General features: G+C 31.8%; 19 protein-coding genes. 6 read left to right on the top strand and 13 right to left on the bottom strand.

Going from position 1 to position 21,301, the window contains the following annotated elements; all coding sequences use genetic code 11:
• Nucleotides 1-38: 38 nt before the first annotated feature.
• The 6 genes from QMG60_RS16395 to QMG60_RS16370 all read right to left on the bottom strand — a co-directional run bounded on the left by QMG60_RS16395 (nt 39) and on the right by QMG60_RS16370 (nt 4,768).
• Nucleotides 39-1,781: an APC family permease gene (locus QMG60_RS16395; protein ID WP_281865673.1), complete on the bottom strand. Its 1,743-nt coding sequence runs from the start codon at nt 1,779-1,781 to the stop codon at nt 39-41.
• Nucleotides 1,782-1,876: 95 nt separating this feature from the next.
• Entirely contained in the window at nt 1,877-2,347 is a 471-nt protein-coding gene (locus QMG60_RS16390; RefSeq protein WP_134141227.1) for a nuclear transport factor 2 family protein, read from the bottom strand.
• 48 nt (nt 2,348-2,395) lie between these two features.
• Nucleotides 2,396-2,920, bottom strand: coding sequence for a hypothetical protein (locus tag QMG60_RS16385; RefSeq protein ID WP_281865672.1), 525 nt, complete (start codon nt 2,918-2,920; stop codon nt 2,396-2,398).
• Nucleotides 2,921-2,931: 11 nt separating this feature from the next.
• Nucleotides 2,932-3,414: a hypothetical protein gene (locus tag QMG60_RS16380; RefSeq protein ID WP_281865671.1), complete on the bottom strand. Its 483-nt coding sequence runs from the start codon at nt 3,412-3,414 to the stop codon at nt 2,932-2,934.
• A 6-nt stretch (nt 3,415-3,420) separates the two neighbouring features.
• Nucleotides 3,421-4,098, bottom strand: coding sequence for a peptidoglycan DD-metalloendopeptidase family protein (locus tag QMG60_RS16375; protein ID WP_057117927.1), 678 nt, complete (start codon nt 4,096-4,098; stop codon nt 3,421-3,423).
• Between the two features lie 4 nt (nt 4,099-4,102).
• On the bottom strand, nt 4,103-4,768 hold the full coding sequence (locus QMG60_RS16370; protein WP_281865670.1) for a fused MFS/spermidine synthase: 666 nt from the start codon (nt 4,766-4,768) through the stop codon (nt 4,103-4,105).
• 64 nt (nt 4,769-4,832) lie between these two features.
• Between QMG60_RS16370 and QMG60_RS16365 the strand changes: the two genes are divergently transcribed.
• Nucleotides 4,833-5,384, top strand: coding sequence for a 1-acyl-sn-glycerol-3-phosphate acyltransferase (locus QMG60_RS16365; protein WP_281865669.1), 552 nt, complete (start codon nt 4,833-4,835; stop codon nt 5,382-5,384).
• 85 nt (nt 5,385-5,469) lie between these two features.
• On the opposite strand, the gene QMG60_RS16360 is transcribed toward QMG60_RS16365, so the two are convergent.
• The gene (locus QMG60_RS16360) at nt 5,470-5,916 is read right to left on the bottom strand and encodes a helix-turn-helix transcriptional regulator (protein ID WP_281865668.1); all 447 of its coding nucleotides are present in this window, start codon (nt 5,914-5,916) and stop codon (nt 5,470-5,472) included.
• A 312-nt stretch (nt 5,917-6,228) separates the two neighbouring features.
• On the opposite strand from QMG60_RS16360, the gene QMG60_RS16355 reads away from it, so the two are divergent.
• The 4 genes from QMG60_RS16355 to QMG60_RS16340 all read left to right on the top strand — a co-directional run bounded on the left by QMG60_RS16355 (nt 6,229) and on the right by QMG60_RS16340 (nt 11,169).
• Nucleotides 6,229-7,383 carry a M14 metallopeptidase family protein gene (locus QMG60_RS16355; RefSeq protein WP_281865667.1) on the top strand — a complete coding sequence of 385 codons (1,155 nt, stop codon included), beginning with the start codon at nt 6,229-6,231 and terminating at the stop codon, nt 7,381-7,383.
• A gap of 77 nt (nt 7,384-7,460) precedes the next feature.
• Nucleotides 7,461-7,940: a winged helix-turn-helix transcriptional regulator gene (locus QMG60_RS16350; protein WP_008468989.1), complete on the top strand. Its 480-nt coding sequence runs from the start codon at nt 7,461-7,463 to the stop codon at nt 7,938-7,940.
• Nucleotides 7,941-8,032: 92 nt separating this feature from the next.
• Nucleotides 8,033-10,618, top strand: coding sequence for a phosphoenolpyruvate carboxylase (locus tag QMG60_RS16345; RefSeq protein ID WP_281865666.1), 2,586 nt, complete (start codon nt 8,033-8,035; stop codon nt 10,616-10,618).
• A 35-nt stretch (nt 10,619-10,653) separates the two neighbouring features.
• A complete protein-coding gene (locus tag QMG60_RS16340) occupies nt 10,654-11,169 on the top strand; it encodes a DinB family protein (RefSeq protein WP_057117933.1) in 516 nt (171 codons plus the stop codon).
• Nucleotides 11,170-11,215: 46 nt separating this feature from the next.
• Here QMG60_RS16340 and recQ read toward each other — a convergent pair whose 3' ends face one another.
• The 5 genes from recQ to aroB all read right to left on the bottom strand — a co-directional run bounded on the left by recQ (nt 11,216) and on the right by aroB (nt 17,743).
• Nucleotides 11,216-13,330 (bottom strand): DNA helicase RecQ, encoded by a 2,115-nt coding sequence (recQ, locus tag QMG60_RS16335; RefSeq protein WP_281865665.1) that lies wholly within the window; start codon nt 13,328-13,330, stop codon nt 11,216-11,218.
• Nucleotides 13,331-13,477: 147 nt separating this feature from the next.
• Nucleotides 13,478-13,888, bottom strand: a complete 411-nt coding sequence (locus QMG60_RS16330) for a DNA primase (RefSeq protein ID WP_134141247.1) — start codon at nt 13,886-13,888, stop codon at nt 13,478-13,480.
• An 8-nt stretch (nt 13,889-13,896) separates the two neighbouring features.
• A complete protein-coding gene (locus QMG60_RS16325; RefSeq protein WP_057117936.1) occupies nt 13,897-14,865 on the bottom strand; it encodes a deoxyhypusine synthase family protein in 969 nt (322 codons plus the stop codon).
• Between the two features lie 99 nt (nt 14,866-14,964).
• Nucleotides 14,965-16,368: an arginine decarboxylase gene (locus tag QMG60_RS16320; protein ID WP_281865664.1), complete on the bottom strand. Its 1,404-nt coding sequence runs from the start codon at nt 16,366-16,368 to the stop codon at nt 14,965-14,967.
• Nucleotides 16,369-16,675: 307 nt separating this feature from the next.
• Nucleotides 16,676-17,743, bottom strand: coding sequence for a 3-dehydroquinate synthase (gene aroB / locus QMG60_RS16315; protein ID WP_281865663.1), 1,068 nt, complete (start codon nt 17,741-17,743; stop codon nt 16,676-16,678).
• Nucleotides 17,744-18,009: 266 nt separating this feature from the next.
• Between aroB and QMG60_RS16310 the strand changes: the two genes are divergently transcribed.
• Nucleotides 18,010-19,179, top strand: coding sequence for a proline dehydrogenase family protein (locus QMG60_RS16310; RefSeq protein WP_281865662.1), 1,170 nt, complete (start codon nt 18,010-18,012; stop codon nt 19,177-19,179).
• A gap of 214 nt (nt 19,180-19,393) precedes the next feature.
• On the opposite strand, the gene QMG60_RS16305 is transcribed toward QMG60_RS16310, so the two are convergent.
• Nucleotides 19,394-21,178, bottom strand: coding sequence for an ABC transporter transmembrane domain-containing protein (locus QMG60_RS16305; protein WP_281865661.1), 1,785 nt, complete (start codon nt 21,176-21,178; stop codon nt 19,394-19,396).
• Nucleotides 21,179-21,301 lie beyond the last annotated feature (123 nt).

Raw genomic sequence — 21,301 nt, 5'->3', positions numbered from 1 at the left:
GTCTTGAAAAAAACGAAAATTTCTGCTTCTGTATATAATTACATAATCAGCCTTACACCGCCAAGATCTGAAACGCGATATGAAAATTTATTTCCAGGTGAGCCAATAAACATGAAATTTTTGGGAATTTTCCATTTTTGAGAAAGTTCATCAATTATTTCTGGACCGAAAACTCCTTCTATTTCCAGATATTCAATATCAAGTCCGTCGTAAGCGCGGTCTAAAACTTCTAGATCTTTTTTTAAAGCTTCATTGTTTGTAGAGCCATTTTTAACGTGGACGATCTTGAGTTTTTTGGTTGTTTCATTGTCTTCCACGTATTGCAAAACTTTATTGAGAATCGTGATGTCATCGCCTTTTGTGAAAAACACAAATTCCTGCGAATTGATTTGTGTGCTCAAATTTTGCAGATAGCGGTTACTCACAATAACCATTCTACGCAGCGGCTGATAAAAATATTCTAAAGCCTCAATTAGTAAACGAATTAAAATAACGCGATTGAGCATGATTCCTACAAAGATTAATGAAGGAATCATATATTGCAGAAATGTATAAAACGAATTGATATTGAGGCGCATATTTCCTAGAAAAGCAGCTATAACAAAAGTTACCGCGGCAAGTACTGCGATGCCTCGGGCACGTTCTGGTCTAGGAAGTTTTCTTCGTTTGTATTTTAAAAGTAAATTACCAATTCCGAATAATGCCATTACCGCCAAGAACGAAAAAGTGTAAACTCCAGCCAAAGATTCTAGATGTCCGCTAGTTGCAAAAAGTACTGAAATACAAAGAATTAAAAAGCTAATTACAATTCTGTAATGTGATCCTCTGCTATTTTGTTTCAAGAAATAATTGGGAAGAATTCTATCTAATGTCATTCGGTTTAAAAGTCCAGAAACTCCAACGAAAGAAGTTAAGACGGCTCCGCAGAGCACCATAACTGCATCGATAGAAATAAGCCAAGCCAGCCATGATCCGCCTGTTGTCTGTCCTAAATGTGCTAAAAGAGACTCTTTGTTTTCGCCGACTTCTGTTAACGGAATAACACTTATTAATAATATCGCAATAACGGGATTGAAGAAACTAACGATTGCCCACATATTTCTGAGTGTTTTTGGAAAAACACCATGTTCTTGTTCTTCAACAAAATTGGCAGAACTTTCGAAACCTGAAATTCCGAGCATGGCTGCCGAAAAACCTAGAAATAGCGCAGTTTTAATATTTTCATAAGCAATAGGAGTTTGCCAATTGATATGAAAAGTTTCTAATCCGTTTGTGAGAACAAACCAAATCGATGCAAGAACTAATAAAGTTAAAGTTCCAATATGGGTAAGAAAAATGATAACTGCCACAAATGCAGATTCTCCGATTCCTAAAATAGCTAATCCGGTAAATAAAATTAAAACGACAACGGTAGCAATGGTAACGTTTAGACCATCAAAAATTCCGTGTAAGTAATGCATTCCTTCTGAAGCTGAAATTACAGCCGTTGCCATATAAGACAAAACGGTTAAAGTTGCAGCCAAAGATGCCAGTCTTTTGGTAGAAGTATTTAGCAGAACATTGTAAGCACCTCCATTTAGTGGAATCGCCCCAACAACTTCTCCGTAAATTTTTCTGAAAAGAAATAATACAACGCCAACGATTAAAAGTGAAATCCAAGCGTATTGACCTGCATATAAAATGGTTAAAGCAGATACATAAAGACAAGAAGAACTAATATCGTTACCGCAGATTGCAGTTGCCTGTAATTGATTTAATTTTTTGTGTACGATTTCTTTCATTAGTATTTAAGATTAACACTTTTAGTAAAAAATAATAAGTAACAATAAATTATAATCAGGCAAGAAGACTGTTGTTGAATTCTAAATTTGGAAAACTATTTTGCTTCTTGAAATTTTTGTAATGATAATAAAGCCTGTTTTTGAACTTTTTTCTGAAAAAATCCTGTCCATCCTAATAAATATCCTGTTGGCCCAAAAGCTTGTTTGGACCATTTCCAGACATCAAAATTATCAGTATGTTTAATGATTAAGCCGTCTTGAAAGATAAATTCGGCATAAATTTTATTAATAACCTTTCTGTTTGTTTTACTAAAATTGTATGTAGCAGTCCAATTGGCAGAACCTGTTGCATCGTCAGCTTTAACGTTCGAAAATTCAATTTTTAAATTTCCTTTACTTTTTAAAAGTAACATTTCCCACATTTTTGAAACCTGATCTTCTTTTAATAAACCAAATGCCGGATCAATAAAATGTACCTTCGGATGGTAACATTCGCTCATGGTTTTGGCATCTGCATTTGCAAAAGCGGTATAGAATTTTGTAATTAAGGCTTCGTTTGCGTTCATAAGAAAATATTTAATGTTAAATATAAGATTTATTAGATTAAAAAATCATTATAGAACACTAATTTCTTTTGCTGTATCAAATGTTTTTTTGGATTTATCAAATGCTGTCGAAAAGTAGTTCATTTTATTATAAGCTGTAAAATAACCAGTTTGATTGCCAAAAGTTGTTGGACCGCCAGCAATTATAAACCTAACAGCATAAATATCATTCTTTTTAAGCTTGAGCCATTCAGCAGGCGTAAAATAATAATAAGAAGTAGTTTTACCGTCTGTCGATTCTTTTACATTTTTGTCTGTACAGGCAATAACGTCGGCATTGGATAAATCTACGTAAAGTCCCCCGGCAATTCTAGCTTTGTCGTTTGCTGTTGCTACTGTGATTTTTAAAACACCACCTTTATCTGTTTTTGCTATTTGAATATTTACTTGGCCGGTGTAAGCATATTTTTCACATATAAAAGTGTATTCTTGCGTTGCTGGAAAAGGAGCAGAGCCTTTTACACTTATACTTTGCTGTGCTGCGGCAAAAGTTGAAACAAATAATAATAAGAGAAGCGGTAATTTAAAATTCATAATTTATATGTTTATTGATTGGCTAATTTAGCGTCAAATTTTTCATCCCAATCCATTGATTTTATAGCTGAAACAAGATTTTCGTCGTTTACAAATACTCGTAATTCTTTATTTGCAACTTTCTTGCTGTACAAAGCATGGTAACGATAAATGACTTCATCTTTGGTTTTGTAAACTCCATCTAATTTTAAATCAATAAAGCTTCCGTAATATTGTCTAAATCTTTGGCAGGTTTTGGTTAAACGATCTTCCGTTGTATTTTCCATAACCGATTTAGTTACTTCAGTTTCATTAAAAGGTTTAAATTTTGAAGTGTTACAAGTTTCTAAAACTCTTTTTCCTAAATCATAAGCTTTTTGCTGCTGATTGGCATTTACTTCTGCTCCAGAAACTTTTTTAATTTTTAAATCTTCTGTATCTCTGCTTACTGTTCCTGTTTTAGATTTACATCCAATTAATAATAACAAACATATAATCAATCCTGCTTTCTTCATAACTATTTAAGTAATTTTTAATAATAAGTTAGGATCGGGACAATTTTCTATATAAAAGTTAAGGTCTTTTGTGTTGCAGACACCTGGATAATCTCCCCAGTAATCTTCAATATTATGAATGATTTGAAAATGGACATGCGGCGCATAATCACCATTTACTGAGGCATTTCCTAAAGTGGCAATCTTTTCACCCTTTTTAAAATAGTCTCCGATATTTAAGTTTTCTATACTTTCTAACGACAAATGTCCGTATAAAGTATAAAATTTTTGATTTTCTACTTCATGTTCTAATATTATAGTAGGCCCGTAATCACCCAAGCCAATATTGTTTTTAAAACTATGAACTTTACCGTTTAGAGCTGCAAGAACAACGGTTCCTGCTTCTGCCCACAAATCTAGGCCAATATGTATATTGCGTTCTGGTTTAGAATCATTCAAAAAAATTGAGCTTCTCTGGTATAAAAAACGTCCCTCAATATAACCTCCAAATGCAACTTTAGCGTTATTTTCTCTTAGATAATTTGAAATGTATTTTTCAAAATCTTCTGATGTATCAAGTTTTGCTTCGACTAATTCTTTATTGAAAACCGACAAATTCAATGGCGTATATTCTGAAATCTTGATTGATTCGTCAATTACTTTAGTAGGTGGTAAGGCGTTTAAAATGGAGGCAAGGGGTTTCATAAAATTAAGCAACTTTTTTTATAATTATTAATTCATTGTGTACTTCAATGCGAGGCAGCATCTTGGTCATAAACAATTTTGGATTTACTTCTGAGATATATCTTCTGTTTCGAACATTGTGTGCTTCGTCAAGAATCATAGTATTAAACAAAACGTAGCCGTCATCTTTTAAAAGAGTACAAATTCTATCTACAAAAAACTTCTCAAACAAAAAGTTCGGCATGTGAGTATCTTCAAAAATGTCTATAATTATAAGATCGTATTTGTCTTTGGTTTTTAAAACAAACTCAAAAGCATCATCAATAACGAGTTCCAATTGTTTAATTTGATTCAGGTTAAAATACTCATTTGCAACTTGAATCATATCTGGATCTATTTCAACTCCAGTTATTCGGTCTTTATATTCAATTTCGTCTACTAATGTTTTTACTACACTTCCGCCGGCAACTCCTAATAGTAAAATGTGATCCATTTTTAGAATCGTATCATAACCAATATTTCGAAGTCCATATCGCAATATACGCTGCAGGCTTCCATAAGAATAATTAGTGTTTTCAGAATCTAGTACTAACTCTCCATTTGCCCAGGTAACTTCAATAATTTTACTTCTGGCAGATTTCTTTTTATAAATTTTTATGGGAAGTAAGTAACTAAAAAATTTTCGAATCATTTTGAATGCTTTTACTCAAATTTAGTATTAAATCTTTTATTTTGCACCAAATATTAGATCTTTAATGAAAAAACTCTTGTACAAATTCATATTTTTTAGGCTAATGGGCTGGAAAATAGTGGGAATGGAAAATGCCGAAGTGAAAAAATGTGTATTAATGGTAATGCCGCATACCAGCAATCATGATTTTTATATAGGAATTTTTACTCGTGGTATATCTGGACTACAGATGAATTGGGTAGGAAAGAAGGAATTATTTAAATTTCCGTTTGGATATTATTTTAAAAATGTTGGAGGAGAACCATTAGACCGCACTGGCGGATTAAATAAAGTAGATTCTATTGCTGCAATTTTTGACAGAAAAGACGTTTTTCGTTTGGCAGTTGCACCAGAAGGAACACGAAAAGGAGTAAACGAAATTAAAACCGGTTTTTATTATATTGCGCTTAAAGCTAATGTGCCAATTGTTCCAGTAGCTTTTAACTGGGGTAAAAAAGAAGTGAGTTTTGGCAAACCATTTTTTCCAACTGGAAATTACGAAGCTGATTTTGAAATTTTGAAAAAACACTATAAAGGGGTTTTGGGTAAAATTCCCGAAAATGGCGTACAATTCTAAAATTCAACTAATTTTTCCAAACGCATGAGAATCGCGTAAATGAAAATTATTTGTACGAATGTTCAAATATGCGATAATTTTTGAATTACGGCGAATAGGTTTTAAAAGTTCCGTTTTTATAGAAAAAGACAATTTTTTCAATTTCGTTATCTGCCACGTTTAAATTTGACGTTTTTGATTCCGTTGCATCCTTTGTTTTAGCTTTTTCATTTTCATCAAATTTTATTTCTGAAAATAAATCTTGTGACAAATTTTCATTCGAAATAGGTGAGATGATCTTAGTTTCAGAAATTACTACTTCATCATTTTTAGGAAAATTTCCCCTTCCAATCAAAATCCAATATAGGTCAACATCTGGAAAAACTTCTAAAATTTTCATCACAAAATCCAAACTAGGTTTGTTTCTGCCAGACAAAAGATGCGACATGCTGGATCGCTGTACGCCAATTTTATCTGCAAATGCAGAGGCATTTAAACCATAATAATCTAATACAATCTCAAGCCTTTTTACGAAATCATCTATGTTTACCATTGTAAATTATTATTTTAAATTTGCATATTTACAAATGTAAACAAAAAGAATAACTATCACAATTTTACAGTTGTAAATATTATATAAGTCTTGAATTTTATTAACTTATTACATTATATAAAGAATTATATTTAATTAATAAACAGTTATTTATGTTTAATTATTTAAAGTTGTAACATTTGTAAGCCGATTGTCTACAAGTACGGATTAAATAACTCTGAAATATGTTTACATTTATAAATTTTCTTTCTTTTTAATAGTTTACAATTGTAAAAATAAAGATGTTTACTTTTGTAAACTAATCAAAACACAATGAATTTAGAAGCACTTTTTACCCAATACAAAGAAGAATCTATATCTGGAAGATATTTGACTTTAGATCATATTAAACCACTTTTAGATAAATTAAATACAAACAATCAAGTACAAATTATTGGAAAATCTGTTTTAGGAGAACCTATATATAGTTATCAAATTGGTACAGGAGCAACCCGGGTTTACTTATGGTCGCAAATGCACGGAAACGAAAGCACTACAACAAAAGCTTTATTTGATTTTATAAATCTGCTGAATGATGAAACTGATTTTGGAAAGAGAATGCTCAATACTTTTACTTTTTACTGTATTCCTATTTTGAATCCAGATGGTGCGAGATTGTATACACGTGCAAATGCTAATGATATTGACCTTAATCGTGATTCGCAAAATCTAACACAGCCAGAAAGCAATGTTCTGAGAGAAGTTTTCGAAAGCTTTAAACCTCATTATTGTTTTAACCTTCATGATCAGCGAACTATTTTTGGAGCTGGAACAACAGGAAAGCCCGCTACCGTTTCTTTTTTAGCACCATCCTATAATGAAGAGAGAGAAGTTAATGAAAATAGATTAAAAGCAATAAATATCATTGCAGGAATCAATAAAGAGCTTCAAAAATATATACCAGGGCAGGTAGGTCGCTTTGATGATTCCTTTAATATTAATTGTATTGGAGACACTTTTCAATTTTTAGGAGTTCCTACTATCTTATTTGAGGCAGGGCATTACCCAGGCGATTATGAGAGGGAAATTACTCGTAAATACATATTTTTCTCGTTAATTTTGAGCTTTAAATTAATTTCCGAAAACGATTTAGTTGATAATCGATTTGGTGAATATTTGAATATTTCACAAAATAATGTGGTTTTTTATGATTTTATGTATAAAAATGTCAAAATAAATTATGATGGTATCGAAATTATTACGAATTTTGTCGCACAATACAAAGAAGAATTAATCGAAAATAAGATTCATTTTAACGCTTACATAGTTGAAGTAGGTGAATTGGAAAATTATTTTGGACATTATGAATACGATGCAAAAGGGCAGGAATATTCGGATGATTTCACAAATTTTCCAAAAACGGGTCAGGAAGCAAATTTTTATTTAAATAAAAATGTTAAATTTGTTAACGGATTAATAAAAAGTTAATTTTTATGTGAATTTGTTGTTTTTTATATATAATTTTATACTTTGTAATAGCAATTAGTAATATTAATTAAACAATTATGAGTAAATTTCGTTTAGATGAAGTAGATCACCAGATTTTAGATATGTTAATAGACAATACGAGAGTTCCGTTTACTGACATTGCAAAAAAATTATTGATATCTGCTGGAACAGTACATGTTAGAGTAAAAAAGATGGAAGACGCAGGTATAATAATGGGTTCTTCTTTAGCCTTAGATTACGATAAATTAGGGTATTCATTTATTGCTTATGTAGGTGTATTTCTGAATAATACCTCTCAAACAAAATTTGTATTAGAGCGAATTAATCAAATTCCATTCGTTACTGTAGCTTCTGTAACAACTGGGAAATTTAATATTTTTTGCAAAATTAGAGCAAAAGATACTAAACACGCGAAAGAAGTTATCTTTATGATTGACGATATTGACGGTGTTTACAGAACAGAAACAATGATTTCACTAGAGGAAAGTATAAACGATAAGAAGCGTTTGATGCATACTATTTTCAAAAATATGTAAGAACTTTTCTTGAATGCTATATTAAAATATAACCTCAAGTTTATTCTTGGGGTTTTTTTATGACTAATTAACCAACCAACTATAACACGATTATGTATACGTTGCCAAAAATTGAACGTTTTAATCAAGACGTTCTCTCAAAATACCACATCTATAATAGTGTTTTTATAACATTACCATTCGATTCTATAGATAATACGGGAGTTTTACTTCCTTTATTTACAGAGACTTGCGAAACGGGTTTTAAAAAACAGGAAACACCAAAAGAAATTTTTGATTTTTTCTCTAGTAAATTTTTGAACAACGCTTCAGAAACTGAGAAAATCGATTTAATGTTTCGATTTATCCAATACATAGAGCGTCAAATTGTATTATTTGATGCTATTGAAGACGCAGCTTTTCCTGAGGTTAACAATATGGAAGGACGTGGATCTTTGCGTGATATTAAAGAAAAATCAGATGCAAAGGAAAAAGATGACGAACTAATTGAATTTTTAGAAAGCTTTAATGTTCGTACTGTTTTAACAGCGCATCCAACTCAATTTTATCCTGGACCAGTTTTAGGAATTATAAACGATTTGACAGAAGCAATTCGTCAAAATGACTTGTTACAGATCAAACAATTATTAGCTCAATTAGGAAAAACACCATTTATTCAAAACGAAAAACCAAATCCGTATGATGAAGCGGTAAGTTTGATATGGTATTTAGAAAATGTGTTTTATGCCACAGCTGGTGAAATTGTACATTATCTACAAAAAAATATTAAAGAAGGCGAGCCAATTCATAACCAATTAATAAAACTTGGTTTCTGGCCAGGAGGTGACCGTGACGGAAATCCTTTTGTTACAACAGAGATTACGCTTAAAGTTGCAGATCGTTTGCGTACTTCAATTTTAAAGTGTTATTATGTTGAAATGAGAAATTTAAAACGTAAGTTAACTTTCTCTGGTGTAGACACTTTGGTAGCTGAACTTGAACATAAGCTTTACCGTTCTGTGTTCTATTCTAAAGGTGAAATTTTCATCACTTTAGAAGAATTATTGACGCAGTTAAATACTATTAGAACTATAATTATTGAAAAACATCAGTCATTATATTTAGATGAATTAGAAGCGTTTTTAGTTAAAATCAATTTGTTTGGTTTCCATTTTGCAACTTTAGATATTCGTCAAAATAGTAAAATTCATAACGCAGTATTTAAGGATGTCGTGAATTATTACTTGAATTCTGGTTCTACTATTTTTCCAAATAATTATTTTGAATTAACTGAGGACCAAAAAATTGATGTTTTATCTAAAATCAAAGGCAATTTAAATCCGAGTGATTTTGAAGATGAAATTACAAGATCTACTTTAGAATCTGTTCAGGCCATTAAAACTATTCAAGTCAACAATGGTGAAGAAGGTGCTAATCGTTACATTATTAGTAATAATGAAAGTGCATTGAACGTAATGGAAACTTTCGCAATGATTCGCTTGAACAATTGGGAAAATCCTACGGTTGATATTATTCCGCTTTTTGAATCTGTTGATGATTTGCAAAACGCTCATTCAATAATGGAGCAGTTATATACAAATGCTGAATATTCTAAACATTTAAAATCTAGAGGAAATAAACAAACTATAATGCTTGGTTTCTCTGACGGAACGAAAGATGGCGGTTATTTAATGGCTAACTGGAGTATTTATCAAGCTAAAATTGCCTTGACTGAAATTTCTAGAAAATACGGCATTAAAGTTATTTTCTTTGATGGACGCGGGGGGCCTCCAGCGCGTGGTGGTGGAAAAACTCATAAATTCTATGCTTCTCTAGGTCCAAAGATTGAAAATAACGAAATTCAAATTACAGTTCAAGGTCAAACAATTAGTTCTAATTTCGGAACTCTTGATTCTTGTCGTTATAATATTGAGAATTTATTAAGTGCCGGCGTTACAAATCAGGTTTTCAGTAAAGGAAAAAATGAGCTTACAGCTGAAGAAACTGAAATTTTGACCCAGTTAGCTAATTTAGGATATGATAAATATTTAAGCTTTAAGAATCATCCAAAGTTTATTCCTTATTTGGAAAAAATGAGTACGTTGAAATACTATTCTAAAACTAATATTGGCAGCCGCCCATCTAAAAGAAGTAAATCAGAATCGTTAGATTTTGCTGATCTAAGAGCAATTCCATTTGTTGGATCTTGGAGTCAATTGAAACAAAACGTTCCTGGATTCTTTGGTGTTGGTTCAGCTTTAAAACATTTTGAAGAGAGCGGACAGTGGGACAAAGTAAGTGATTTGTACCATAATTCATTATTTTTCAAAACCTTACTTGAAAACAGTATGATGTCATTGGCAAAATCATTTTTACCATTAACAGCCTATATGAGAAAAGATCCTGAGTTTGGTGAATTCTGGCAGATTATTTATGATGAATTCTCAGAAACAAAAAGACTTTTATTGAAAATTGCTGATCATAAAACATTGATGGAAAATTATCCTGACGGTATAGCTTCTATTCAAATAAGAGAGCGTATTGTATTGCCATTATTAACAATTCAACAGTATGCTTTACTCAGAATCAATGAGTTAAATAAAGAAGAGTCACCAAATGAAGAGTTGATTAAAGTTTACGAGAAAGTTGTAACAAGATCTCTTTTCGGAAACACTAATGCAAGCAGAAACTCAGCTTAAAACTGAGTTTCAAATATTATTTTTATATAAAAAAAATGAAAGTAAGCGATATATTAGAAAATGAGTATGCAGGACATTTTGGTACTTATATCAAACAAGCCGGCGATGGAATATTGATAGAAGAGTTAGAAATTTCTCTTCACGAATTTATCAGGTTTGTTCAAAATATTCCGATGGATAAATTTGATTATCGTTACGCTCCAGGCAAATGGACTATTAAAGATATTATCCAGCATGTTATGGATACTGAGCGTATTTTTGCTTATCGTGCATTGCGATTTTCAAGAAATGATAAAACGCCTCTTCCTAGTTTTGAAGAAGATGATTATGCCAATAACACCAATTCAAATAGTCGAAGCATACAAGATTTATTGACAGAATTTTCAGCTCTAAGACATTCAACTTTATTGTTTTACAAAAGCTTATCTGAAGAACAACTTAAAAGAATTGGGATAGCTTCTGGCAATCAAATTTCAGTTCGGGCTTTAGGTTTTGTTATGATTGGACATCAAAAACATCATCAAAAAGTTTTTGAAGAAAGATATTTGTAAACCTTCCAAAATAAAAAATCCTGTGAAATATTTCACAGGATTTTTTTTATACGATTTGATTTTTCCTTTCTAAAAAAGCCAATCCAAAACGAATTTTATCATAAGACATTTTTTCTTCAAAATATTCGTAGTATGGTCTCAATGCCTCAGGTTTTTCTAGTTCTATTTGAGCTTTTTCAATTTTTAAGATTTCGTCTTCTGAAACAAATTGACTCAAATCTAAATCATTTCCATCAACATATAATTTAGCTAAATGAGAAATTATAGTTGTTTCTCCTAAATTCCGTTGACCGGCAATTTCTTCTACAGAAAGTCCTTTTTGAAATAGTTCTAATGTTTTAGCATAAGTGCTTTCTTTTTTATCTTTTTTGACAACAGATTTATTCTTGTAAAATTCAATAATCGCCTTAATAAATTCTGAACCATACTTTTCGAGTTTAGCTTTACCGACACCTTCAACAGCAAGAAAATCTTCGTCTGTCATTGGTCTTAAAATTTCCATTTGTCTTAAAGAAGCATCACTAAAGATTACATATGCGGGAACTTCTTCTTCCTTTGCAATTTCATAGCGTAATTTTCGAAGTGTTTCAAAAAGAGAATTCTTAGCAATCTTTGTTTTCGTTTCTTTAATTTCAGATTTATCGATAACTTTTTTAACAACAGTTGTCAATTTTACTTTTTCGCCTTCAAACAAAACTTTCTTTGCAAAAGGAGTAAGGAGTATTTTATTGTGTTGATGAAAAGCAATTTCGCAATATCCCAAATTAATAAGCTGTATTAAATACTGATTCCAGTCGTACCAAGAAATGTCATCGCCAATTCCGTACGTTTTAAGCGTTTGATAATTTTTTTCGTAGATATACGCGTTTCTCGAGCCTCTTAAAAAATCTACAATTACGGCTAAAGGCTCAGATTCCTTCAAACGGGTAATTGCAGATAAAGCTTTTTGCGCTAAAACGGTTCCATCAAAGAAAGTTGGCGGATTTTTGCAGATATCGCAATTGCCGCAATTTTCAGTTACCAATTCACCAAAATAAGAAAGCAGTATTTTTCTTCGGCAGCTTACAGCATCAGCATATTGTTTCATACGATCTAATTTAGCCAACTGAATATCAGCGTTAAGTCCGTCTGAAGCAAATTTTTGAAGTTGAATTACATCTGCATAACTTTCGAATAAAACAGTTTCTGCCGGAAGACCATCGCGGCCCGCACGACCAATTTCTTGATAATAACCTTCAATGTTTTTTGGGAGATTGTAATGAATTACCCATCGAACATTCGATTTATCAATTCCCATCCCGAATGCAATAGTCGCGCACACTACCTGACAATCGTCGTTTATGAACTGATCCTGCGTTTTGGCTCTCGTTTCATTATCCAAACCAGCATGATATGCTTTTGCCGTAATACCGCTTTTCTTTAATTTTTCTGCTAATTCTTCTGTGGTCTTGCGGCTTAAGCAATAGATAATTCCAGATTCGTTGGGTTTATTTTCAATAAAATCGATAATTTGTTTGACACGATCTAATGCTGGACGAACCTCTAAACTCAAATTTTTACGATCAAAAGAAGCTATAAAAGTTTTTGGCCTTACTAAATTTAACTGCTTTGTAATATCTGTACGAGTTGCTTTATCTGCAGTAGCAGTCAATGCTAAAACAGGAGTAGAAGGGAAGCGGCTTTTTAAATATCCTAAATTTGTATAAGCCGGTCTAAAATCATGACCCCAAGAGGAAATACAATGTGCTTCATCAATAGCTATTAAGCTGATATTTAACTCATTGAAAGCAACTTCTAAATAAGAGAGACTTTCGGGAGCAATGTAAACTAATTTAAAAGTATTAGATTTTAAATTGTCTATATAATATTGCTGTTCTTGTGCAGATTGTGAACTGTTTATATAACAAGCTGAAATTCCGTTTGTTTTCAAACTATCAACCTGATCTTTCATTAATGCAATTAGAGGGGAAATTACAATTGTAATTCCTGGTAAAATTAAGGCAGGAAGCTGAAAACATATTGATTTACCGCCTCCTGTAGGCATAATGGCCAAAGCATCTTGTCCAGATAAAATGGTATTTATAATAGTTTCTTGATTGGGTCTGAATTTTTCAAAACCAAAATTCTCTTTTAATGCAGTATGTAATATTTCTGAAGTCATAGGGCGTATAATCTTTTAAATAAAAGATTAAAAATAAAAATAATCTTACAAAAATCAAAAATATAAATTTCGTCTAATCGTGTTAATTGTACTTATAAAAAAAAGGAACTCATATAGAGTTCCTCTTATTTATTTTAAAGAAATGAATTAATCTTCATCTTCTTCATCCTCTTCGTCATAATCAGTATCTGCTTTGTCATCATCATCTTCATCGTCGTCGTCCCCGCCGTCTACATCAGGTTTGTCTTGATTATCATCTTCATCGTCATCGTCAATATCATCATCAAGATCCATTCCTTTAACTGGAACGATTGTATCTACATCAACATCAATATCATCATCTTCATCGTAGTTTTCAATTCTATCAGCAAGTTTAGTACTAATTTTTACTAAATAAATGGTATCTTCTGTACGAACTTCTACAGCTTCAACCAATTCGTTTTTAGCATTTCTAAAACGGATTACATCCGAATCATCATAACCATCAGGAAATTTTTCAACCAAAAGGTTCAAAATTTCATTGGTAAGTTTAGCGTAGTCTACTATAACTCTTTTCATAAATTATTTTATAAATCTAATAAATATGCGAAAATTAACGGAGCAACAATTGTAGCATCCGATTCAATAATAAATTTAGGGGTTTTGATATCTAACTTACCCCAAGTGATTTTTTCATTTGGAACCGCTCCAGAATAAGAACCATAACTAGTTGTTGAATCTGAAATCTGGCAGAAATAGCTCCAGAATGGAACATCATGCATTTCCATATCTTGATAAAGCATTGGCACCACACAAATAGGGAAGTCACCAGCAATACCACCACCAATTTGGAAGAATCCGATTCCGTTAGAGCTGTTTTTAGAATACCAATCTGCTAAGAAAGTCATGTATTCGATTCCAGATTTCATGGTAGATGCTTTCAAATCTCCTTTAATTACGTATGAAGCAAAGATGTTACCCATAGTACTATCTTCCCATCCTGGTACGATAATAGGTAAGTTTTTCTCTGCAGCTGCATACATCCAGCTATCTTTTAAATCAATTTCGTAATATTCTTCTAAAACGCCAGATAACAACATTTTATACATGAATTCATGCGGAAAATAACGTTCTCCTTTATCATCTGCATCTTTCCAAATTTTGTAAATGTGTTTTTGTAAACGACGGAAAGCTTCATGCTCAGGAATACAAGTGTCTGTAACACGATTTAATCCTCTTTCTAGCAAAGCCCATTCGTCTTCTGGTGTAAGATCACGGTAATTTGGTACTCTTTCATAATGAGAATGAGCAACTAAATTCATGATATCTTCTTCTAGATTTGCACCGGTACATGAAATGATATGTACTTTGTCTTGTCTGATTACTTCTGCAAAAATTTTACCAATTTCTGCTGTACTCATTGCGCCAGCCATACTCACAAGCATCTTTGCACCATCTGCTAATTGCTGCTCGTATGCTTTTGCAGCATCTACTAATGAAGCAGAATTAAAATGCAAATAATGTTTTTCAATAAACTGACTGATTGGTCCTTTCATTTTTTTTTGTTTTTTTTTGAATTAAAAAGTTTAACCTTTTTGGATGTTAATGCAAATTAAGAATTTTCTAAATACTAATCTTACTTAATTTGACGTTTTTTATAACTTTTTTTTGTAGCCTAAAATCTTCAATACATCGTCTGAAGTCTGTTGTTCTGAAAAAACTTCTGTTGCCAGAATACCGTTTTCATCACGATCTATCAAAATATGTTTCGGCTGCGGAATCAAACAGTGGTGAAGACCACCATATCCTCCAATTGTTTCTTGATAAGCGCCAGTATTAAAGAAACCAATATATAATGGTTTTTCTTTATTGTACTTAGGAAGATAAATTGCGTTCATGTTTTGCTCAGAATTGTAATAGTCGTCACTATCACAAGTCAGACCTCCTAACAGAACCCGCTCGTAAGTATCATTCCAGCGGTTTACCGCCAGCATGATAAAACGTTTGTTTATAGCCCAAGTATCTGGTAAAGTGGTAATGAAAGATGAGTCGATCATATTCCATTTTTCTCTATCATTTTGTTGTTTTTGATACAAAATCTGATAGATTGCACCACCGCTTTCGCCTACAGTAAATGATCCAAATTCCGTAAAAATATTTGGAACATCAACTTCAGCTTCATCACAAGCAATTTTAATTTGATTGATAATTTCATCAATCATATATTGATAATCATATTCAAAAGCAAGCGAATTCTTAATTGGGAAACCACCGCCGATGTTTAATCCATCTAGGGTAGGGCATTCCTTTTTAAGAGCAATGTATACTTTAATACATTTTACAAGCTCATTCCAATAATATGACGTATCGTTAATTCCAGTATTGATAAAAAAGTGAAGCATTTTAAGCTCTAATTTATCATTCTCCTGAATTTGTTTTTTATAAAACGAAACTATGTTTTTGTAACCAATTCCTAGTCTTGAAGTATAAAACTCGAACTTAGGTTCTTCCTCAGCAGCAATACGGATTCCAATTTTGAATTTCCCTTTAATTTCTGTCTGAAGCAAATCTAATTCTTCATAATTATCAATAATTGGAATAGTATTTTTATGTCCGTTATTGATTAATCTAGCAATGTTAGAAATGTATTCGTCTCTCTTAAAACCATTACAAATTACATAAGTACTTTTGTTGATTTTTCCGTTTTCTAATAAATTTTCAACAATATTTACATCAAATGCAGACGATGTCTCGATGTGAATGTTATTCTTGAAAGCTTCATTCATAATATATTCAAAATGAGAGCTTTTTGTACAATAACAATAGTAATATTTTGCTTCGTACTTATTTTTTTCCATCGACTTTCTGAACCAGGCTTTTGCCTTATTGATATTTTCAGAAATTTGAGGAAGGTAAGTAAACTTTAATGGCGTACCATATTGTTCAACCAATTTCATCAAATCGATATTGTGAAATAAAAGGTTGTCTTTGTTTAGTTTAAATTCCTCTTGTGGAAAATAGTATGTTTGATTTATTAGATCAGAATATTTTGTATTCATTTATATGTCAATATTTTAGAGAGTGAAATTTTGTTTTTAATTTAGATGTTTTTAGAACTAAATCTTAAATTCAAACTCTAATATTGGCAAATATAATAGGCAGTTTTTCGTGCTCGGCTTTTGAACATTGGAAAACATCAAAACAAAGCGGGCTTTTACTATTATAAAAACGGTTCAACATTCTAAGTAAAGAACTGTTGAGACGGTTTCTATAAGAACTGAATTGTCTTTGTTTACTGTTTGTTTTCATCGTGGCAAATGTAAAAAATAATATATACCTAACGCAATGCTTTTGATTAAAAAAAGTTTAAGATTTATAATCTTGAAACGCGTCTAGAATTAATTTATTTTCAACGGATTGGTTAATTTTTATTTTTCCGATTCCTTCAATCAATGCAAATTGAATTGCGCCGTATTCATTTTTTTTGTCATGAATCAGTAATTCTAAGATCGGATCAATGTCATTTTCTTCAAAAATTACATCATCATAAATGCCTTTAATTACCGTTTTGATTTCTCTGTATTCTTCTTTTGAAATTAAATTTTTATGCAGTGAAATATAACTTTCCAAGATCATTCCAACAGCTATAGCTTCTCCGTGCAGTAAAGTAGTTTTAGTATCGCTTTCTAAAAAATAGCTTTCTATTGCGTGTCCTAAAGTATGTCCAAAATTTAAGGCTTTACGAATGTTTTTCTCTGTTGGATCCTGAATTACGATTTCATTTTTGATTTCTACTGAACGGTAAATTAATTCGTCCAGATCATCAAAAATAATTGATTTTAAGTCTGAGAACTGTCTCCAATAAGGTGCATCGAAAATCAAACCGTGTTTTAGCATTTCAGCCAAACCAGAACGCATTTCGCTTTGCGGTAAAGTTTCAAGGTATTGTGTATCAATTAAAACCATCTGCGGTACATTAATTACACCGATTTGGTTTTTAAGATTTCCTAAGTCAACACCTGTTTTTCCTCCAACAGAAGCATCAACCATAGATAATAAAGTAGTAGGGATATTTATAAAATCTACGCCTCTTTTGAAAGTAGACGCAACAAAGCCGCCTAAATCTGTTACAACACCACCTCCTAGATTAATTACAAGTGATTTTCTATCACCTCCAAGTTCGGTTAAAATATTCCAGATTTCAATACAAGTTTCTATATTTTTATTGGCTTCACCCGCTTCAAATTCGATTATTTCGATTGTTAAATCTGTTTCAAGAAGGGGAATAAATTTATGCAGACAATGTTCATTGGTTTGATCATCAACAATTATAAATATGTTAGAGTATTTATTGTCTCTTAAATGTTTATTTAAAGCTTCGTATGCATTTTGGTTAAAATGCACGAAATAATTATTGGCTTGAATAGATTGCATAATTCTTTAGTTAATTGAAACCGCAAAATAAGGCATTTTTAAGGAAATAATATTCAAAGTTTACTGCTAATTTGTTTTAAAACGAATCATTCTAATTAACGGAGAGGGCATATATTTTCTTTTTAATAGAAAGCAGCACGACACATTAAAATTTTACTTTCTAATTTGTCCTATATAATGATCTCATTAACAATTTGAAAAAATATGATTGCATTTAGTAAATAATATTCAAAACACTCTATATCTTTGCACAAAAACTAAACTTAATGGAAAAAATATTCGATAACACTCAAGTTGCTTTTTCACTTAAAAGTGATACCGAACTTGATAGGGCTTATTTTCTTTTTAAAATGATTGACAGCGAGCCTTTAGTACGTATAGGAACGGCTGTTACTAATTTTGCAATCAAAGCACATCTTCCTGTTGAAGGACTGATTCGTGCAACTGTTTTTGATCATTTTTGTGGTGGTGTAAACGAAAATGACTGCTTAACTGTAGTTGATAAAATGTTTACCAAAGGTGTTTCTTCTGTATTAGATTATTCAGTTGAAGGAAAAGAAGAAGAGGAGCAGTTTGATGCAGCTTTGGAAATGACCTTAAAAACTATTGAATTTGCAAAAGAACGTTTAGCGATTCCGTTTGCAGTATTTAAACCAACTGGTTTAGGACGTTTTGAATTGTATGAGAAATTAGGCGAAAAACAAACTTTAACTCCAGCAGAACAAGAGGAGTGGAATAGAGTAGTTTCTCGTTTTGACCAAGTTTGCAGCGAAGCTCATAAAAAAGATGTAGCGCTATTGATTGATGGTGAAGAAAGCTGGATGCAGGATGCTGCAGATGATTTAGTTACTGATATGATGCGTAAATACAATAAAGAAAAAGCTATTGTATTCAACACTTTACAAATGTACCGTTGGGATCGTTTGGATTACTTGAAAAAACTTCATGATATTGCTAAAGTTGAAGGTTTCTATATCGGAATGAAGTTAGTTCGCGGCGCGTACATGGAAAAAGAAAACAAGCGTGCTGAAGAAAAAGGATATGTTTCGCCAATTTGTGTTTCTAAACAAGCTACAGATGATAATTATGATGCTGCTGTAAATTACATGTTAGATCACCTAGATACTATGGCTATTTTTGCAGGAACACATAATGAATTGAGCTCATACAAGTTAATGGAAATGATGGCTCAAAAAGGAATTGCAAAAAATGATAATAGAATCTGGTTTGGGCAATTATACGGCATGAGCGATAATATTAGCTACAACTTAGCTGAAAACGGTTATAATGTAGCAAAATATCTACCTTTTGGACCTGTTAAAGATGTTATGCCATACTTAATTCGTCGTGCAGAAGAAAATACTTCTGTTGCTGGACAAACGAGCCGTGAGTTATCTATGATTAAAGCAGAACGTAAACGTAGAAAGGGGAAATAATTTTCAGTTTTCAGTCTCGGTTTACAGTTTACATATTAAAAAGGTTCCAACTAAAATTGGAACCTTTTTCATTCGTATTAAACCCGACAGGTTTTTAAAACCTGTCGGGTTTGCTGGAGATATATGATTTTAGATTTTAACAAAAAAGTCCATTTGCTTTACAAATGGACTTTTTTGTATTGGAATTTGGAATTTTAAAAAATTGGAATTTTACTTAAGAATTACTAAACTGTAAATTACTTAAGTTCTTATATATTCCGTTTTCTAAGTTTATTAATTCTTGGTGAGTTCCTTCTTCGGAAATTTTTCCGTTATCTAAAACTAGAATTTTATCTGCGTTTCTAATGGTCGAAAGACGATGCGCGATAATAATACTTGTTCTTCCTTCCATTAAAACTTCTAAAGCTTCCTGAACTAGTTTTTCGCTTTCGCTGTCTAAAGATGAAGTGGCTTCGTCTAATATTAAAATACTTGGATTTTTAAGCAAAGCTCTCGCAATTGCAATACGCTGACGCTGTCCGCCGGATAATTTCACACCGCGTTCTCCAACTAAAGTTTCAAATTTCTCTGGAAAACCTTCAACAAAATTGAATGCATTTGCTTGTTTTGCTGCTTGAATAATTTCTTCATCTGTAGCGTCTGGTTTTCCGTAAGCAATATTCTCCCTGATTGTTCCTCCAAAAAGAATAACATCTTGAGGGACAATACTCATATTACCACGAAGATCTTCTAAATCATAATCATAGATATTTTTTCCATCAACAGTAATTTCTCCAGAAGTAATATCATAAAATCGTAAAAGAAGCGAAGAAATAGTCGATTTCCCAGCACCGCTTGGCCCTACAATTGCAATTTTCTGTCCAAATTCGGCTTTGAAATTTACGTCTTTCAATACCTGAATTTCCTGACGTGTCGGGTAACTAAAAGCTACGTTGTTGAAAGTTACGTTTCCTTTTATTTTTTCTTTGCTTTTATTTGAATCAGAATTGATTTTTTCTGGATTTTCGTCTAATAATTCAAAAACTCTTTCTGTCGCTCCAATTGCTTTTTGGATTTGTGCATATAACTCAGCAATTCCGCCAAATGAAGCTCCAACGAAAGTAGAGTATAAAACAAAAGATATTAATTGTCCTACGCTCATTTCTCCGGCAATGCTCAAACGAACACCAAACCAAACTACAGCTACAATAGCACCGAATAAACAGAATATTATAAATGAAGCAAAATAACCGCGGTATTTACCACCTTTAATGGCCAATTTTACAACATCACTAATTTTACCTTTATATCGTGCAATTTCATACCACTCGTTTGCAAAAGCCTTTACAATGCTGATTCCCTGCATGGTTTCTTCAACAATTACCTGGCTTTCAGCAACCTGATCTTGTACTTTTTTAGAATATTTCCTAATAAATCTTCCAAAAACTACTGCAGCAATTGCAACTAATGGAACAACTGAAAGCATTAATAGGGTTAACTTTAAACTTTCGGTTGCCAGTAAAATTACACCTCCAATAATTAATATAAATTGACGTAAAAATTCTGCTATTGTGGTAGTTAAAGTATCTTGAATCTGAGTAATATCGGCGCTAATACGGCTGTTTAATTCTCCAACTCTTTTTTGAGAAAAGAAAGTCATGGGCAGTTTTACCAAATTTGTATATAAAGCCAAACGCAGGTTTGCTAATGTATTTTCGGTAAAATTGACAAATAATGATAATCTAAAGAATGAGAAAAATGATTGTAAAAATAAGATTGCAATTAATCCTAAAGCAATATTATTTGCTTCTTCATTGTCCTTATTTTTTACACAATCTACCAGTATTCCCATTAATTTAGGAAAGGCTAGGGCAGTGGCCCCTGTTAAAAGCAGAAAAATCAATCCGATGAAGAATTTCCATTTGTGATTTCCTGCGTATGTGAATATTGCTTTTGCTTTGGTAAGTGAAGTAGCCGTTATTTTTGATTTAGGTAAATCATTTTCTTTAAATCGTGCCATTAGAATATACTATTTTTAGGTATGCAAATGTATGACTATAGCAAATGAATACAAAGCAATATTAAGAATTACAGATCCAGATTTCGTTTTTTAACTTAATTATAAGAAAAAAGAAAAATTTCT

Origin of the sequence: Flavobacterium sp. GSB-24, assembly GCF_027924665.1 — a bacterium.
Classification (GTDB): Bacteria; Bacteroidota; Bacteroidia; order Flavobacteriales; family Flavobacteriaceae; genus Flavobacterium.
The sequence above is the reverse complement of the archived record's forward strand: the minus strand, read 5'-3'. Positions and strand labels throughout refer to the sequence as shown.

Bases quoted from the DNA above. Each gene is read 5' to 3' on its own strand.
- QMG60_RS16310 (WP_281865662.1), top strand. From the start codon at position 18,010: ATGGAAAAAATATTCGATAACACTCAAGTTGCTTTTTCACTTAAAAGT.
- QMG60_RS16305 (WP_281865661.1), bottom strand. From the start codon at position 21,178: ATGGCACGATTTAAAGAAAATGATTTACCTAAATCAAAAATAACGGCT.
- QMG60_RS16350 (WP_008468989.1), top strand. From the start codon at position 7,461: ATGAGTAAATTTCGTTTAGATGAAGTAGATCACCAGATTTTAGATATG.
- QMG60_RS16385 (WP_281865672.1), bottom strand. From the start codon at position 2,920: ATGAATTTTAAATTACCGCTTCTCTTATTATTATTTGTTTCAACTTTT.
- QMG60_RS16320 (WP_281865664.1), bottom strand. From the start codon at position 16,368: ATGAATACAAAATATTCTGATCTAATAAATCAAACATACTATTTTCCA.
- QMG60_RS16325 (WP_057117936.1), bottom strand. From the start codon at position 14,865: ATGAAAGGACCAATCAGTCAGTTTATTGAAAAACATTATTTGCATTTT.
- QMG60_RS16360 (WP_281865668.1), bottom strand. From the start codon at position 5,916: ATGGTAAACATAGATGATTTCGTAAAAAGGCTTGAGATTGTATTAGAT.
- recQ (WP_281865665.1), bottom strand. From the start codon at position 13,330: ATGACTTCAGAAATATTACATACTGCATTAAAAGAGAATTTTGGTTTT.
- QMG60_RS16380 (WP_281865671.1), bottom strand. From the start codon at position 3,414: ATGAAGAAAGCAGGATTGATTATATGTTTGTTATTATTAATTGGATGT.
- QMG60_RS16330 (WP_134141247.1), bottom strand. From the start codon at position 13,888: ATGAAAAGAGTTATAGTAGACTACGCTAAACTTACCAATGAAATTTTG.
- aroB (WP_281865663.1), bottom strand. From the start codon at position 17,743: ATGCAATCTATTCAAGCCAATAATTATTTCGTGCATTTTAACCAAAAT.
- QMG60_RS16370 (WP_281865670.1), bottom strand. From the start codon at position 4,768: ATGATTCGAAAATTTTTTAGTTACTTACTTCCCATAAAAATTTATAAA.
- QMG60_RS16375 (WP_057117927.1), bottom strand. From the start codon at position 4,098: ATGAAACCCCTTGCCTCCATTTTAAACGCCTTACCACCTACTAAAGTA.
- QMG60_RS16340 (WP_057117933.1), top strand. From the start codon at position 10,654: ATGAAAGTAAGCGATATATTAGAAAATGAGTATGCAGGACATTTTGGT.
- QMG60_RS16395 (WP_281865673.1), bottom strand. From the start codon at position 1,781: ATGAAAGAAATCGTACACAAAAAATTAAATCAATTACAGGCAACTGCA.
- QMG60_RS16345 (WP_281865666.1), top strand. From the start codon at position 8,033: ATGTATACGTTGCCAAAAATTGAACGTTTTAATCAAGACGTTCTCTCA.
- QMG60_RS16365 (WP_281865669.1), top strand. From the start codon at position 4,833: ATGAAAAAACTCTTGTACAAATTCATATTTTTTAGGCTAATGGGCTGG.
- QMG60_RS16390 (WP_134141227.1), bottom strand. From the start codon at position 2,347: ATGAACGCAAACGAAGCCTTAATTACAAAATTCTATACCGCTTTTGCA.
- QMG60_RS16355 (WP_281865667.1), top strand. From the start codon at position 6,229: ATGAATTTAGAAGCACTTTTTACCCAATACAAAGAAGAATCTATATCT.